Source organism: Pseudomonas sp. V98_8 (assembly GCF_029967975.1).
Taxonomy (GTDB): domain Bacteria; phylum Pseudomonadota; class Gammaproteobacteria; order Pseudomonadales; family Pseudomonadaceae; genus Aquipseudomonas; species Aquipseudomonas umsongensis.
In genome coordinates this window covers 34802-47730 of the sequence record NZ_JASCAE010000055.1, presented here as the reverse complement: position 1 = coordinate 47730, position 12929 = coordinate 34802, and the positions used below count along the sequence as shown (strand labels likewise).

Here is a 12929-nt window from a genome sequence, read left to right as displayed (position 1 = left end):
TCATGACTCCCCATACAGTGCCGCGGTGAACTGGTGGATGTAGTCCGGTTTATCGATAGGCGCACTGACCAGTTCGCTCGGCGGCGCTAGCAACGCCGCCAGCGTGGCCAGTTGGTGTTCGCTGGCATGGCTGTCCAGTTCGCTGCCGTTGGCGACCAATCCGCCTTCGCTCAACGGCGCAGCAAACACTTCGATCAGGTCTTGCAGTGTTTGCGACGACACCAGATGGTTGTTCTCGACTTCCTCGATAATCAGGTCAAGGGCGCGCGCGTAGGTCAGGGCCACGGCCTGGCGGTGGGAGACTTCGCCCGGATTTCGACAGCGTTCGACCAGGGTCTTTTCAGTTCGCTGCGCAACGTTGGCGGTAGGACGTGAGGCAAAACGGGGCCGGGTGATTGCGTCCCTGGCTACCTGGTAGGCCATGACGCTGTTGTCCCCTGCAAACGTCACGCTGATCTCGCAGTCCATGCGCAAGGTGACGATCTGGTTGTAATGGTGGAATCCCTGGGAGCCACAGATTTCCCGGCACATGCCCATGACATCCAGCGCGATCCAGGTGCCGACGCTTTTGGCGACGGCGGCGAGGATGTGCAGTTCCTTGCGCTTGTGCGGTAGGTCCCAGTGCGCTTCGAATTTCGCCACGATCGCCTGTTCCAACAGCTTCAGGGCGAGCGCCTTCAGTTGTTCGGTGTATAGCCGTTGGCGGATCACCGGTTTGACCAACAGGGGCTCGCAGGTGTTGCCGGTTCGTAGCTGGCGATGGCCGGTGAAACGGTAAGCCAGGTGGGTGCACAGGCTGGCTCCACTGCTTGCTGCGGCCAGGAGCAACAAACGCTCTTGAATGAACGTTTCCATGGCGCAGGTCAGGCGTTCGCTACGGGGGACATCGCTGCTGAACGTGCCGTCCCTGGTGAAGTGTGCGTGCCGTTGCATCAATGCATCCGGCGCCAGTTTCATCTGGTCGAAGCAAATGCCGGCCACCTGGTTGGCGTGGATTCCACCCTTGGGATCGCAGGCCACGACCTTGACGCCAGGCAACAACGGGCCATTTTCCTGTTGGCGGATTTGTACCCGAAACCAGTGCGGCCCTTCGTCCTCGCCGTCGACGATCAAGCGCGCCAGCACCATGACCACTTGAGCGGCGTGCAAGGCATTGCCGATCCAGTACTTGCAAGCCGCCGGGGAAGGCGTATGCAGGATCAGGCACTGGCTCTGCGGTTCAAAGGTGACGCGAGTTTGCAGGTTGCGCACATCCGAGCCGCTGTTGATCTCGGTGCAGCCAAAGGCATAAACCGCGCCCATTTCGATCACTTCCTGGCGGTAGCGCGCCACTTGCAACGCGCTTGCCTGGGCGAACAGGGCGTTGCCGGCGATCATGTGGTCGACGACCGAGGAGAACAGCGCGTAGTCGTAGGCGCCAATCAGCCCCGTGCGTTCGTACATCTGGCGAAAATCTGACTGGCGGGCCTGTCCCAACCACATGTCATTGGTGATCAGGCCATCGCGCACAATCGTGCGCATGCGTTCGATCGTCAGGTCCATGTAGTCGCGCAGCGGCAGCTGGTGGCGTTTTTTGGGGTCGAACAGCGGGGTGACCAGCCGTTCCCGGAGTGAAATGCTCATCGGATGTTCCTCTCGTAGATTTCGAAAAAACAGTTTCGAAACCACCAGAGTCAGAGAGCTGGCGGAACTTGAAGCACGCGCAATCGCCAGCTGTAGCAGCAGTGGCTATTTTTCTTGCCCATGGCTGCGTGCGCGAGGAATTCGCGGTGTTTCACAAGGCGGCGCGGTTCTGTCAAAGCGCAAAGCCAGCATCGCCACCCAACAACGTTGAGTTTTTCTCCATAGCCAGACTTCCTGTGTCATCGCTACTGGACTTTTACGGCGAGCCAGACTTCGTAGTGAAAGGCAGACAACTCTGTGCGGTACGGGTTGTACTTTAGCCGCTGAACAGTTCAGGGCAAGGTGAAATACGACCACTAGTCGGACGTCGTACGGGACAACACCTCGCCAATACTGCGCCGCCTGGCCTGCAACTCGGTGGCGTGGATCAGCTGTTCAAGGTCTTCGGGGGTGACGTCAATGAAGGCTTCCATTTGCGCAAGGGCCAGTTTCAGGTCCTGGGCCGTGATCGCCTGGCTGTCGACGGGAGGGTGGTCGGCGGGAACGACGACCACCGGTTCGCTGGCGCGTTTCGGGTAACGGATGCGCGTCAAGTTGTTGTAGGCCAAGGCGCTGAACAGCATGGTCGATGCGGCGAGCATCACCGGGCCCAGGGCTTTCCAGTCCATGGCAATGGTCGCGGGGTCGGCCAGCACCAACAGCAATGCCAGTGCCCCGGCCGGCGGGTGCAGGCAACGCAGCCAGCACATCAGGATCAGCGCCATGCCCGCCGCCAGGCACGCGCTGCCCAGGGTCCGCCCCAGCACGTGGGCCACCAGCAGCGCTACCACCGCGGCACTCAAGTAGCCGCCGAGAATCGACCAGGGTTGCGCGAGCGCGCCGGACGACACGGCAAACAGCAACACCGCCGAGGCACCCAGCGGACCGACCAGGTGCTGCGCCACTTGCATGCCGAATACCTGAGCGCACAGCCAGACGCTGAACATTGTTCCCAGCGCCATGCCGATGGCAGCGCGACTCCATTCCGAAGGGCGGGTGTTGATAGCGGCGGGCAACCAGCGAGCAAGCATGATGAACATCGTTCCGTTAAAAACCGAGGAAAAAAAAGGGCTTGCCTGGGAAACCCGGAAAGCCCTTGAAGGTGTTCCAACTGTTGGGGGAGGAACGGCGACAGTGTGCCGCGCCTTTCCGATGCTGACAAATTCATATTAATGAAGCTTCAGTTCATAATTTCTGATGTATCGGGAATCGCATTTCCATTGGATGTCCAGCGCCATGGCCAGCACCGCCATGGGGCTCTGCTTGTGTCTGGCTAATGGCTGTTTCTTCGCACGTTTTCTGTAGGAGCGAGCATGCTCGCGATGGATTTCCCGGCGCCGCGGGGTATCAGGCTGCCCAAGTCATCGTTGGCGACCATCGCGACGGGTGTTATGCGACCACTTGAGCCGCCGGCCATTGCTGGTAGGGAATGGGCAACTTGCGCGACTCGCCGCGGCCCATCGGGAAGTACAGGAAACCATTGCGCGCCAGGCGCTCGGCATCGTACAGGTTGCGGCCGTCGAAGATCACCGGTGCATTGAGGCGCTGGCGGATCAGATCAAAATCCGGTGCCTTGAATTGTTGCCATTCGGTGCAGATGATCAGCGCGTCCGCACCGTTGAGTACCGATTCCGGGGTGCCCATCAGCATCAGCCTGCTTTCATCGGGGTACAGTTGCTGGGTTTGCTGCATGGCTTCGGGGTCGAATGCGCGGACATTGGCGCCAGCGGCCCACAGCGACTCCAGCAATGGCCGGCTCGGCGCATCGCGCATGTCGTCGGTGTTGGGTTTGAATGCCAGGCCCCAGACGGCGAAGGTCTTACCGCGCAGATCGCCTTTGTAGAAGGCCTTGAGGCGCTCGAACAGCTTGTGTTTCTGGCGCTGGTTGATGGCTTCCACCGCTTGCAGCAGGTCGCTTGTGCAATTGGCCTCTTCGGCGCTGTGGATCAGGGCACGCATGTCCTTGGGGAAGCACGAGCCACCATAACCGCAACCGGGGTAGATGAAGTGGTAGCCGATGCGCGAATCGGCGCCGATGCCCAGGCGCACCGATTCGATATCGGCACCCAGGTGTTCGGCCAGTTCGGCGATCTGGTTGATGAAGCTGATCTTGGTCGCCAGCATGCAGTTGGCGGCGTACTTGGTCAGTTCGGCACTGCGCAGGTCCATGAACATGATGCGTTCATGGTTGCGGTTGAAGGGTGCGTACAGGTCACGCATCACCTCGCGCACGTCTTCGCGTTCGCAGCCAATGACGATACGATCCGGGCGCCGGCAATCGGACACGGCCGAGCCTTCCTTGAGAAATTCGGGATTGGACACGATATCGAACTGCAACAGGCGCCCGACCTTGATCAGGCACTTGTCGATATGCGCCCGCAACGCATCGCCAGTTCCCACCGGCACAGTGGACTTTTCCACGAGGATCAGCGGTTGTTCCCGGTGCCGCGCCACTGCCTCGCCGACTGCCATCACCTGACTCAGGTCTGCCGAACCATCGTCACGCGACGGCGTACCGACAGCAATAAACAGCACCTGGCCATGTTGCACCGCGAGTTTTTCATCGCTTGTGAATTGCAAACGACGGGCGTCCAGGCCTTCGCGCACCAGGCTGGCCAGCCCCGGTTCGAAAATGCTCACGTGGCCCTGTTGCAACAACTCGACTTTTTTCTCGTCGACGTCCATGCAGACCACGTCATGGCCCACTTCAGCCAGGACGGCCGCTTGCACCAGGCCAACGTAGCCGCTACCCAAAACACTGATTCTCATGGCCTGCTCCTGCCCCGATCGAGTCCGACCAAGGTTTAGCACTGCCATGTTTCAGTTCGTCTATCGGTTCGTCGGCCAGAACGGTGGTTGCCGGCAGAGTATTTGACTTTCAAGGCCACGACCGGCAGCGTAGCGGCCATCCCTGTCTTACAGCGTTTTTCTGCTTCCTCTTTATTCAAGGCCGTTTCGTTTGACTGACTTACCTGCTGCTGATCCAAAAGCCGCCAAACCCAATCCCCTGACCTTGTATCTGGCCCGACTGGCCCCCTCCAGCCAATTGACCATGCGATACGTCTTGCAGGACGCCGCCGACCGCCTGGGCTTCGAAGACATGAATGTCGAGGAGATTGCCTGGCACGACCTGCAACCTGAAGACGTCATCGCCCTGGTCGCGACCTTGCGCACCGACGGTTATGCGCCCAACACGTCGTCGCTGTACGTCAATGCGGTGCGCGGAGTGATGAACGAAGCGTGGCGCATGAGCCTGATCAGCCAGGAACACTTGTTGAAAATGCGCTCGGTCAAGGGTATCGCCGGCACGCGCCTGTCCCAGGGGCGCAACCTGCGGCGCTCATTGATCCAGGAATTGATGGAGGTCTGCGCCGCCGATCCTCGGCCACAAGGCCTGCGCGACGCCGCCATCATTGCGATCCTGTACGGTTCTGGCATGCGCAAATCGGAGTCGGTGAACCTCGACCTCAATCAGGTCGACTTCAATGAACGCAGCCTGCGCGTCACGGCCAAGGGCAACAAACAGTTGATCAAGTACGCCCCGGCGTGGGCTTTCGCCAAGCTCGATGCCTGGCTGGAACTGCGCCGCTCGATGCTAAAGGAAGGCGAAGAGGACGATACGTTCCTGTTCAACCGTATCCGGCGTGGCAGTCACATCACCCGTGAGCGCATTACCAAGCACGCGATCTACTACATTGCGCGCCAGCGGGGTACGCAGGTGGGGGTGAAAATCATGCCGCATGATTTTCGCCGGTCGTTCATCACCCGGGTAATTGAAGAACACGATCTGTCCATCGCGCAAAAGCTGGCGCATCACAGCAATATCCAGACCACGGCCAACTACGATGTGCGCGACGACAACGAGCGGCGTCGGGCGGTAGATCGCTTCGACCTTTGACGGCCTTGGCTCAAGGTTCGCTCAGCACGTGCGCGTGGCCGATCGTCGAGACCTGGACGGCGCTGCCCGCCGGCGGCGCATACATGCCGGAGCTGCGCACCAGCAAGGATCGGCCGATAGGCTGGTCGGGGGCGCGAGGCTGCAACTCCACGGTCAAGGTGCAGGTGTTGCCGCTGAAGTCGCGGTCGATGACCTTTGCCCGGCAGCCAGCGACACTGGTGTCGTCGGGCAAGATGCTGGCCAGTTGCAATTGTTCGGGGCGGAGCATGATCTGCGCCGAGTGGTTGTTGCGATGATTGTTGACCGGAATCCGGCCCAGGTCGCAATGCGCCCAGCCCGCCTCGATCCGGGCCGGCATGACCACGGCGTCGCCAAGGAACAGCGCGGTCTGTTCGTCTTCGGGGTAGCGGTAGAGGTCCAGCGGATGGCCTGACTGCACCAGCCGGCCATGGCGCATCACGGCCAGTTGATCGGCGAAGGACAAGGCTTCGCTCTGGTCGTGGGTGACCAGGATGGTGGTGATCCCTGCGTCTTCAAGCAGGCGGGCGACCATCTTGCGCATGACCGCGCGTAAACCGGTATCGAGTGCCGAAAACGGCTCGTCCAGCAACATCAGGCGCGGCCGCTGCGCCAGTGCCCGTGCCAGCGCAACACGCTGCTGCTGGCCGCCGGACAACTCGTGGGGCCAGCGCGCGGCCATGGAAGAATCGAGGGCTACGCTGTCCATCAACTGGGCGACACGCTCGTGCTTTTGGTGGCCTTTGATCGACAAGCCGAAGCCGATGTTGGCGGCCACGGTCATGTGCGGAAACAAAGCGCCGTCCTGCGGGACATAGCCAATCAGGCGCTGGTGTGCCGGTACTTCATGGGTGCTGTCGACCAGGGTTTGACCATCGAGCGACAAGCGGCCGGAGTCAGGGAATTCGAAGCCGGCAATCATGCGCAGCAAGGTGGTCTTGCCCGAGCCCGAGGGGCCGACAATGACCGTACGGCTGCCGCTGGGTACCGACAGGCTGACGTTATCCAGGGCTTTATGGGCGCCGTAGGACTTGTTCAGTGAATGCAGTTCAAGAGTGTTCATCGGCCAGCCGTTTTTTTCGATTGGTGATAAAGGAGCCCGGTCAGCGGCAGCGACAACAGGATCATCAGCAGGGCATAGGGCGCTGCCGCGACATAGTCGATTTCGCTGGTCATGGCCCAGAACCCGGTAGCGAGGGTCCGCGTGCCGTTCGGCGCGAGCAACAGGGTGGCGGTCAGTTCATTGGTGATCGCCAGGAACACCAGCGCCGCGCCGGCGGCCGCCCCCGGAGCGGCCAGGCGCAGGGTGATCAGCCACAACGCGCGGGCAGGGGAGCGGCCCAGGCTGCGGGCGATGTTTTCCAGTTCCACGGGGGCCTGGGCGATGCCGGCGCGCAAGCTCACCAGGGCCCGGGGCAAGAACATCAGCAGATAAGCCAGGAGCACGGTGATGGTGGTCTGGTAGATCGGCCGGGCAAAGTGAATGGTCACGGTCACCAGGGCCAGCGCCACGACGATGCCCGGCAATGAGCTGGTGATGTAGTTGCAGCTTTCCAGTATCCGTTGCAGCCGTCCGGGATAGCGGATTGACAGCCAGGCGATGGGAATGGCCGCGCAGGTGGTCAGGGCCGCGCCCGCGACACCCAGCAGCAGGGTCTGTTGCAGGGCCGGCAGGAGCTCATCCAGGTCCCAGGCTTGCACGCCGCCGGCGATCAACCATCCGCCAAGGGTGATCAGGGGCACACCCAGCGCCAGGGCACATGTGACGCCCTGCAAGGTCAATGCGAGCACCCTGGCCGGGGTTTTCAGGCGCACCACCCGTTGCTCACGGGCGCTACCGGAGCCCACGCGGGCGTAGCGCGCATGGCCCCGAGCGGCGGATTCCACGGTCAGCATCACCAGGCAACACAAGGCAAGCACGCTGGCCAGCATGTGGGCGGCAGGCCCGTTGAAGGTGGACTTGAACTGATCGAAGATCGCGGTGGTGAACGTGTCGAAGCGGATCATCGCGTACAGGCCATACTCGGCCAGCAGATGCAGGCCGACCAGCAATGCGCCACCGCAAATGGCCAGGCGCAACTGCGGGAGCACGACGCGAAAAAATACAGCCCACGGCTTGAGTCCAAGGGATTCGGCGACATCTTCAATGGCCGGGTCGAGGCGCCGCAGCGTTGCCGCAATCGGCAGGTAGAGAAACGGGAAGTAGGCAATGACCGACACCAGCACCCCGGCCAACAAGCCGTGGATCGGCGGCACCAGGCTGACCCAGGCATAGCTGTGGACAAAGGCTGGCACCGCCAGGGGCGCCGTGGCCAGTAACGACCACCAGCGCCGCCCCGGCAGATCCGTGCGTTCGGTCAGCCAGGCCAGTGCCACACCCAGCGCCACGCAGAGGGGAATGGTCAGCACCACCAGCAACACGGTGTTGGTCAGCAACTCGCCCACCCGCGGGCGGAACACCAAGGTCACCACCGTGGACCAGCCGGTTTGCAGGGACACGCCGATGACGTAGGCAATCGGCAGCAGTGCCAGTAACGACACCAGCACCGACAACCCGACCACCCACGCGCCACCGCGGCTCGCGAACACGCCGCGTGACCGTCTACGTAAATTGGCGGGTAGCGCTTGGGCGGTACCCACCGGCAGGATTTCAGGCATCAATTAGAGCAGTCCTGCCTGAGTCATCAGCTCCACGGCTTTTTTACTGTCGAGTTTCGAGGCGTCCACGGACGGCGCGTCGAGCTGCTGCAAAGGCACCAGTTTAGGGTTGGATTCGGCGTTCTTGCCCACGGCATATTCAAACGACTTGCCGTCCTTGAGGATGGCCTGGCCATCCTTGCCAGTGATCCACTTGAGGAACGCCTGGGCTTGTTCCTTGTGTTTGCTGGAGGCCAGGACGCCACCTCCGGAAATGCTGACAAACGCGCCCGGGTCCTTGTGTTTGAAGTAGTGCAAGGCAGTGTTCTTGCTGTTCTCGCCGGTCTTGGCCTGATCGACGAAGCTGTAATAGTGGTAGATCACGCCGCTGTCGATCTGCCCGGCATTCACCGCCTTGAGCACCGAACTGTTGCCCCGGTACGCGCTGAAGTTGGTTTTCATCGCCTTGAGCCACTCCAGGGTGGCGGCTTCGCCTTTTTGTTCGAGCATGGCGGCAACGATCGCCTGGAAGTCGGCGCCACCCGGGGATGCGCCCCAGCGGCCTTTCCAGTTCGGCGCGGCAAGGTCCATGATCGATTTGGGCAACTGGTCTTGCGGCAATTTGCTCGGGTTGTAGACGAACACCGTGGAACGTGCAGCGATGCCCAGCCATTTGCCGTGGGCCGGGCGGTAGGCTGAATCGACCTGCTCCAGGGTGGTTTTGTCCACGGGCGCGAACAAACCGGCGTTGTCGACCAGCACCATCGCCGGGGAGTTCTCGGTGAGGAATACATCGGCCGGCGAGTCGGCGCCTTCCTGCACGATCTGGTTGCCCATTTCGGTATCATCGCCGTTGCGCAAGGTCACCGGAATACCGGTTTGCTGCGTAAAACCTTCGACCCAGGATTTGGTCAGGCTTTCATGCTGTGCGTTGTAGACCACGATACCAGCGGTATCGGCGGCGTACGCGTGACCAACGCTCAGCAAAGCGGTGGCCAGCAGGGCCTTTTTGAGGAACGAAGGGATAGGGGACTTCATGCGGCGCCGGCTCCTGTTTTTTTTTGGGTCGTGCAAACTGATTCAATCGAGAAAAAGAACGACGTCAATTATTCTAGATCAATACGAATCATTTGCAGATTCAAGGCGCGCTAATGTAAAGCCCCAAATGAGAAAAAATCGTCAAATCCTGTGGGCGAACCTTTGTGGCGAGGGGATTGCATCATTGGTTGGCATTTGTGGAGGGACAACCTTTTTGCGTGCCAGCCGCTGCCTGGCTGATCAGCGCGGCCAGGCGCCTGACGTTGTTCTGCTGCGCGGCTACCAGCTCCTCGATCGAGGGGCCTGATGGCGTCTGCAGGGTGCTGCGGCAATTGCCGATGACGTCCTCATGGCCATTGCTGCTGCGCAGGCGCCATCTCACGTCGAGCAATCCATACTGGCCAGGAATCGAATCGAAGCGCTGTACCTCCAGGCGCACCGACAGCTTGCGTTGCGGATTATTGTTGATCATCTGGTCGAGCAAGGCACTGCGCAACTCATCCACCAGGCTGGCACCCCACCAGTCGGTTTCCAGGATCGCCATGCCGGTATTGCCCTGGCGTACGACAATCTGCGGGCGATCGACCTGCGGCGGGACGCTAAGCAATTCAATCTCGATTTGCGCGCCATTGCGTGAAGTACTCGTCAGTTGGGCTGGGGTCAGGGTGTGAAACTGGATTGGATCGCTGCGGCAGGCGGCGAGCAACGACAACGCGGCGAACAAGGTGATTTTCAGCGAAAAAGCCATGAATGTTGCTCCTGTGGTCATTTGCTCGGCGGCCCTTGCATATCGATCGGCGCGGCATTGTTTGGACGGCCGCGTATCAACGATTCCGGATGCCGGCCCAGATAATCGGCCAGATCACGCAAGGCGCGCGAGGTGCGTCCGAGTTCGTCCAGGGTCTGGCCGAGTTTTTCCCGTTGCGGCGAGTCATCGGCAAGCGTCGAATTGGCCGATTGCAAGGTGGTGCTGGCCGATTGCAGGGTCTTGCTCACGTCCCCCAGCGTGCTTTGTACGCTAGGCAAAGTCTTGGCATTGAATTGCGACAAACCCTTGCGCAATTCGATGAGGTTGCTGTCCAGATTGCCGGCGATCCGTTCGATGGGCAGTTGATTGATCTTGGTGACCATGGCCTCGAGCTTTTCCTGCAATTGTTCGAGGCTGCCCGGAATCGTTGGAATGGAAACGGGGCGGGCGGTGGGATCGAAAACGACTTTCTCCGCCTTGGGGTAAAAATCGAGTGCAATGTATAGCTGGCCGGTCAATAGATTGCCGCTACGGGCCTGCGCACGCAGGCCGTTTTCGACGAAAGAGCCCATCAGGCGGACGCCCGCGGCTTCGTCATTGGGGTCATGATTCAAGGCCTTGAGCATTTTTGCGTGGGCCTGGCCGAGTCGCTGCGGATAAATCACGATGCCGACATTGACCGGGAACGTGCGTTTCTTCGCGTCGAAATCCAGATTGATCGAGACAACTCGCCCGAATTCGACACCCAGGAATTCCACCGGTGCATCGACCTTGAGCCCGCGCAGCGCCTGATCGAAACGTAAACTCAGGTATTGCGCCTTGCCGTAGGGCGGGGCGAGGGCTGTTTGCTGGTCCTCGAACAGTTCGTAGGCATATTCTTCCGGGGCCGGTTTGTCGTCGGGGCTGTATTCCGGCGCACGGAACGCAATCCCACCCACCAGCAAGGAAGACAGGGACTCGGTCTTGACCGCAAAACCGTTGGCACCGACGCTCACGTCCACACCGCTGGCGTTCCAGAATCGGGTGTTCTCAGTGACGTACTGATCATTGGGGGCGTGGATGAATAGTTCGATGTTCACCCCTTTGCCATCGGGATCCAGGGCGTAGGCCACGACCTGGCCGACCGGAATCTTGCGGTAGTAGACCGGCGAGCCAATATCCAGTGACCCCAGGTCCTGGGTGTGCAGGGTGAAACGCTTGCCCGGCTCGCCATAGGTGATGGCTGGCGGGTTTTCCAGACCTTTGAAGTTCTTGGCGCGTGCATTGTCCTGGCCGATATCGGCGCCGATGTAGTCCCCGGACAACAGCGTATCGATACCCGACACCCCGCCAGCGCCGATCCGCGGCCTGACCACCCAAAACTGCGAGTCTTTGCGGGTAAAGCTTTCGGCCTGTTTGGCCAGTTTGATGGTGGCATTCACGCTCTTCTGGTCGTTGGCCAGTTCCACGTCCGAGACATGGCCGATCACCACGTTGCGGTATTTGACTTCGGTCTTGTTGGCGGTCAGGCCGTCACCGGTCTTGAACTTGACCGTGATGGTCGGCCCCTCCTGCAAGATGCTGTGAACCACCAGCGATATCCCTACCAGCACCGCAACGATCGGTACGATCCACACGAGCGAAAAGCTGAAGCGGCGGGTCTTGATCGGAGCTTGCCCCGGGACCAGCGGCCCGTCAGTGGCTTGTGACTTCATCCGTGACCTCCTCATTTAATGGTTTTTGCCGCTCTTTATCCCAGATCAGTCGCGGATCGAAACTCATCGCGGAGAGCATGGTGAACACCACCACCAGGCCAAAGAACAAAATCCCCGGCCGCGGTTCGATATCGGCCAGGGCCTGGAACTTGACCAGGGAGGCCACCAGGGCCACCACGATGACGTCAAGCATCGACCAATAACCGATGAGCTCGACAAAACGGTACATCTGCGAGCGCTCGCGCAGTGCCCACTGGCTATCGCGCTGAACGGTCACCAGCAGCAGCGTCAGTGCGACGAACTTGACGCCTGGCACCGCGATGCTGGCGATGAAGATGATCAGGGCAATGTCCCAGGCGCCGTGCTGCCAGAACTCGATCACGCCGCTCATGATCGTGCTGTCGGCGCCATTGCCGACCATCTTGGTGTTCATCACCGGCAACAGATTGGCCGGGATGTAAAACACCAGGGCGGTGAACATATACGCCCAGGTCCGGGTCAACGAGTTGGTTTTACGTCGATGCAGGGGGGCGCCACAGCGCTCGCATTCATGGGGTTCGAACGTCATGTCACAGGCCAGGCCGCAGCTGTGGCAAAGGCACAGGTTGAGATCGCTGGCGACAGGAGGTGTTGTCATACGATGTCCCACAGTTCACGGATATCGCGGCCGGCAATGCGGATCATCATCAGGCTGAGGATAGCCAAGGCGAACAGACCGATGCCGGGCAGCACATCCAGTAACCCGGCGAGCTTGATCACGGCGACCATTGCTCCCAGCAGGCAGACTTCCAGCATGCTCCACGGCCTGAGGGTTTCCAGCCAGCGCATGCAAAACCTGAAGCCGGGGGCGCGCCGCGAGGTGAGGGCGTAGCTCAGCACCCAGATCAGCAGCAGCAACTGGAAAATCGGCGCGATGATCATGGCGATTGCCGCCACCAACGCAATGAACGTGATCGGCCCAAGGCTCAGCGCCAGTACCGAATCCCAAAGGGTCGCGCTGTTTTTCAAGCCTTTGAGGCTGATGCTCATGACCGGATAGAAGTTGGCGAAAATCCACAGCACCAATGCCGTGAAGGTCAATGCCAGGCGCTGCTCCACGGTCAGGCCGTTATAGCGCTGAAGTACACCGCCGCAGCGCGTACACAGGGTTTTCTGATGTTTGGCGAGTGTGACTTTTTGATACACGCAGTCGCAGTGCTCGCAGATGATCAGTTGATCAGTAGTTGCCATGGGC

At 60.5% G+C, this 12929-nt stretch carries 12 protein-coding genes; 2 read left to right on the top strand and 10 right to left on the bottom strand.

The window, feature by feature from the left end:
- Both QLG10_RS19060 and QLG10_RS19055 read right to left on the bottom strand, forming a co-directional pair.
- Positions 1–1623 (bottom strand): acyl-CoA dehydrogenase family protein, encoded by a 1623-nt coding sequence (locus QLG10_RS19060; RefSeq protein WP_282487834.1) that lies wholly within the window; start codon positions 1621–1623, stop codon positions 1–3.
- 356 nt (positions 1624–1979) lie between these two features.
- Positions 1980–2693, bottom strand: coding sequence for an HPP family protein (locus QLG10_RS19055; RefSeq protein ID WP_282487833.1), 714 nt, complete (start codon positions 2691–2693; stop codon positions 1980–1982).
- Here QLG10_RS19055 and QLG10_RS19050 point away from each other — a divergent pair.
- On the top strand, positions 2692–2835 hold the full coding sequence (locus QLG10_RS19050) for a hypothetical protein (protein WP_158539227.1): 144 nt from the start codon (positions 2692–2694) through the stop codon (positions 2833–2835). The two genes, QLG10_RS19055 and QLG10_RS19050, sit on opposite strands and share 2 nt — an antisense overlap.
- Positions 2836–3051: 216 nt before the next feature.
- On the opposite strand, the gene QLG10_RS19045 is transcribed toward QLG10_RS19050, so the two are convergent.
- The gene (locus tag QLG10_RS19045) at positions 3052–4431 is read right to left on the bottom strand and encodes a UDP-glucose/GDP-mannose dehydrogenase family protein (RefSeq protein ID WP_110747328.1); all 1380 of its coding nucleotides are present in this window, start codon (positions 4429–4431) and stop codon (positions 3052–3054) included.
- A 283-nt stretch (positions 4432–4714) separates the two neighbouring features.
- Between QLG10_RS19045 and QLG10_RS19040 the strand changes: the two genes are divergently transcribed.
- Positions 4715–5560 (top strand): tyrosine-type recombinase/integrase, encoded by an 846-nt coding sequence (locus QLG10_RS19040; RefSeq protein WP_223194071.1) that lies wholly within the window; start codon positions 4715–4717, stop codon positions 5558–5560.
- A gap of 10 nt (positions 5561–5570) precedes the next feature.
- Here the strand turns inward: QLG10_RS19040 and QLG10_RS19035 are convergent, their stop codons facing one another.
- The 7 genes from QLG10_RS19035 to QLG10_RS19005 form a co-directional block, all read right to left on the bottom strand.
- Complete coding sequence (locus QLG10_RS19035) at positions 5571–6641, bottom strand: ABC transporter ATP-binding protein (protein ID WP_110747327.1); 1071 nt, start codon at positions 6639–6641, stop codon at positions 5571–5573.
- On the bottom strand, positions 6638–8236 hold the full coding sequence (locus tag QLG10_RS19030; protein ID WP_110747841.1) for an iron ABC transporter permease: 1599 nt from the start codon (positions 8234–8236) through the stop codon (positions 6638–6640). The genes QLG10_RS19035 and QLG10_RS19030 overlap by 4 nt, the downstream gene beginning before the upstream one ends.
- Before the next feature lie 3 nt (positions 8237–8239).
- Entirely contained in the window at positions 8240–9253 is a 1014-nt protein-coding gene (locus QLG10_RS19025; protein WP_110747324.1) for an iron ABC transporter substrate-binding protein, read from the bottom strand.
- A 181-nt stretch (positions 9254–9434) separates the two neighbouring features.
- Positions 9435–10001, bottom strand: a complete 567-nt coding sequence (locus QLG10_RS19020; protein WP_110747321.1) for a PqiC family protein — start codon at positions 9999–10001, stop codon at positions 9435–9437.
- Positions 10002–10018: 17 nt separating this feature from the next.
- Positions 10019–11695, bottom strand: coding sequence for an MlaD family protein (locus QLG10_RS19015; protein WP_110747318.1), 1677 nt, complete (start codon positions 11693–11695; stop codon positions 10019–10021).
- Complete coding sequence (locus tag QLG10_RS19010; protein ID WP_110747315.1) at positions 11676–12332, bottom strand: paraquat-inducible protein A; 657 nt, start codon at positions 12330–12332, stop codon at positions 11676–11678. Before QLG10_RS19010 ends, QLG10_RS19015 begins: the two co-directional genes overlap by 20 nt.
- Complete coding sequence (locus QLG10_RS19005; RefSeq protein WP_110747312.1) at positions 12329–12925, bottom strand: paraquat-inducible protein A; 597 nt, start codon at positions 12923–12925, stop codon at positions 12329–12331. Before QLG10_RS19005 ends, QLG10_RS19010 begins: the two co-directional genes overlap by 4 nt.
- Positions 12926–12929: the final 4 nt, after the last annotated feature.